General features: G+C 64.4%; 3 protein-coding genes and 1 pseudogene. 1 reads left to right on the plus strand and 3 read right to left on the minus strand.

Translation table 11 applies throughout. The features are described 5' to 3' along the window. The coding region (repC, locus tag EOA49_RS31485; RefSeq protein ID WP_245460856.1) for a plasmid replication protein RepC at window positions 1–710 on the plus strand (710 nt) is incomplete at its 5' end. Window positions 711–729: 19 nt separating this feature from the next. Here the strand turns inward: repC and EOA49_RS31490 are convergent. The 3 genes and pseudogenes from EOA49_RS31490 to EOA49_RS33880 form a co-directional block, all read right to left on the minus strand. After that, window positions 730–924 carry a DUF6494 family protein gene (locus tag EOA49_RS31490; RefSeq protein WP_127241541.1) on the minus strand — a complete coding sequence of 65 codons (195 nt, stop codon included), beginning with the start codon at window positions 922–924 and terminating at the stop codon, window positions 730–732. A gap of 255 nt (window positions 925–1,179) precedes the next feature. Then, window positions 1,180–2,349 carry a site-specific integrase gene (locus EOA49_RS31495; RefSeq protein WP_127243579.1) on the minus strand — a complete coding sequence of 390 codons (1,170 nt, stop codon included), beginning with the start codon at window positions 2,347–2,349 and terminating at the stop codon, window positions 1,180–1,182. Then, window positions 2,339–2,472: pseudogene (locus EOA49_RS33880) on the minus strand (type II toxin-antitoxin system VapC family toxin); the annotation flags it as partial. The pseudogene EOA49_RS33880 and the gene EOA49_RS31495, both read right to left, overlap by 11 nt.

Raw genomic sequence — 2,472 nt, forward strand, 5'->3', positions numbered from 1 at the left:
GGCTTATGAGGGAACGCATTACGCTACACCGCCGGGATATCCACAAGCTGATCGAGGCGGCCGTAAACGAAGACGTGCCGGGCGACTGGGGAGGCCTGTGGAAGCGTTTCCGCAGCGTTGTGGAGGCAATTCCGCGCCGTGCATGCATTGCCGAACTTGAACCGATCGTGGCCGATCTGGCCGCGTTGCATGACGACGTGGATAAGCTATTGGAAATTCATATGGAATCCACGAATCCGAGCGGCAATGACTCTCAAAGCGAGCGGCAGCAATCTAATTCAAATGCCGACTCTATTTTTGAATTTGAACCTGCTTTCGAAAAAAGCGGGTCGACGGCCGAGCCAAGGACGAGGACCGCAGAGCCCCCGAGGACATATCCGCTAGGGATTGTGCTGAAGGCCTGCCCGGAAATTGCGGATTACGCCGTCGACGGGATTGGCAACTGGCGCGATTTAATGGTCACCGCAGCCCAGGTGCGCGGTTATCTCGGCGTGTCGCCTTCCGCATACGAGGACGCCTGCCATGTGATGGGGCAGGAAACTGCGGCAATGGTGATCGCCTGCATTCTGCAACGGGCGCAGCACATCAATTCTGCGGGCGGCTATCTGCGCGTGCTGACCGATAAGGCTAGGGCAGGGGAGTTTTCGGTCGGGCCGATGCTGATGGCTGCTTTGAGAGCTAATGGGTCACCGACCAGAATGGCCGGGTAGTCTGGTCGCTTCGCCCGGCCTATGGAAGTTCGATCTCGCCGTCCACCACGTGGTTGAGGCCGGTGCCTTCCGCCGTCAACGTCATGCGGACGTTCAACTTCTTCTCGCCGCCGATTTGCCCTTCACGCACCATCTCCTCGATCTTGCGCTGGGAGGTGACGCCGACTTCCTTCAGGAACTTGCGGATCGACATGTTGAAGGCGTCTTCGCTCACGGCGGAACTCCTCTGTGTCCGGAAGAGATTGTAAGGGAATCCAAGGGATCAAGGAAGCAGGTCGGTCACGCTCGGTCCCATAGAAACAGATCCCGAGCCGGGAGAGGCGTCGGGTCCTTGAACTTGATCGGCCTTTGGAAGGAGGAAGAGTGGGCGCATGCTGCCAAGCCGCTACCGTGAATCGGCGTCCTAATAGTGCACAGGGGCCGCCTTTGTGCCGGCAGCAATGTTCCCGAGAGAACGGCTGGGGACGCGTCAGACAATCAGCCGTGCCGCGCGTCCCAGCTGCCGTTCCGCGTCGTTGTAGTAGCGCGAAGCTTGGCTGATCGATCGGTGCTGCGACTGCTGCATGGCTTCGACCAGGGGAATGCCACGGCGGGCGGTTTCGGTGAGGTAGCCGGCGCGCAGGCCGTGCGCGGAAAACAGTTGCGCATCGAGGCCGGCCGCGGCGGCGCGGCGCTTCAGGATCATGTTGACGGCCTGGGGGGTGAGGGCGCGCGGCTCGAGATTGCCCCAGCGGTCGATGCCGCGAAAGACGGCGCCTTCGGTGATCCCGGCCCGCGCGAGCCAGTCTTTCATGGCCGAAACCGGCCGGCCGATGAGCAGCACGAAGGCGTCGGTATCGGCTTGGGTCGTCTTGGTGCGCCCGAGGTGGATCGACAGGCACGGCAGTCTCTCGCTGTCCGGATCCTTCGGGTCGACGGGGACCGGATCTTCGTCCCTGAGTTGCTCGGCGCGCAGGCGGGCGACCTCGCTGCGGCGGCGGCCGCCGGAGGCAAAGGCGGTGAGCAGCAGGGCGCGGTCGCGGACGTCGACCAGCTTTTCGCCCGCGAAGGCCTTCAGCAGGGTGGCGAGAATGTCGGCGGTCACTGCCTTGCGGCTCTTGCGGCCGCGCGGCCGGGCACTGGCGCGAGACGCGAGTTTGATGGCGCTCTGGAGCCCCGGCGCGTTGAATCTTCCCTTGAGCCCTCGCCATTTCGTCAGCGTCGACCAGCTCGACAGCCGCCGGCGCACCGTCGCGGGCGCATGCGGACCGTCGCTGCGCAGCAGGCCTTGCTCCTTCAGCGCAACTGCCACGTCTTGCGGCATGCCGTGCGCCAGATCGGTTTCGCGCCTGGCCGGGTCCCAGAGGTGGTGGGCGACGAACTTGATCAGCAGCGCTTCGGGCGCCGGCCAGGGGAGAGGCTGGCCAGTGGCGGCCAGCGACCAGGCTTCCAGATAGCCGAGGTCGGAGGCGAGCGCGCGCAGCGAATTTTCGCCGATGCCTTCCTTGGCGAGGTGCCGAAGTGTCGCGACATCATCGTCGGTGAGGAGCTCGGCCAAAAAGTCGCGGCGATCGAAGGGCAGCACCGTTGCCAGCGCGTCGAGGGCTTCGGCGCGCTGACCAACGCCGCGGTTTGCCGGATCGCCAAATTCAACCGTCATTGGCGAATGGTCCCAGGACGACGGCGCCTTCGCCGCGCGCGGCAGCGGCCAGCTTGCGGTCCAGCGTGGCGAGCGGCAGAGACCGCGCCAGCGCCAACGCCAGATAGACTGCATCGTAGGCGC

Source organism: Mesorhizobium sp. M1A.F.Ca.IN.020.04.1.1, from assembly GCF_003997315.1.
GTDB lineage: Bacteria > Pseudomonadota > Alphaproteobacteria > Rhizobiales > Rhizobiaceae > Mesorhizobium.

Bases quoted from the DNA above. Each gene is read 5' to 3' on its own strand.
- EOA49_RS31495 (WP_127243579.1), bottom strand. From the start codon at position 2,349: ATGACGGTTGAATTTGGCGATCCGGCAAACCGCGGCGTTGGTCAGCGC.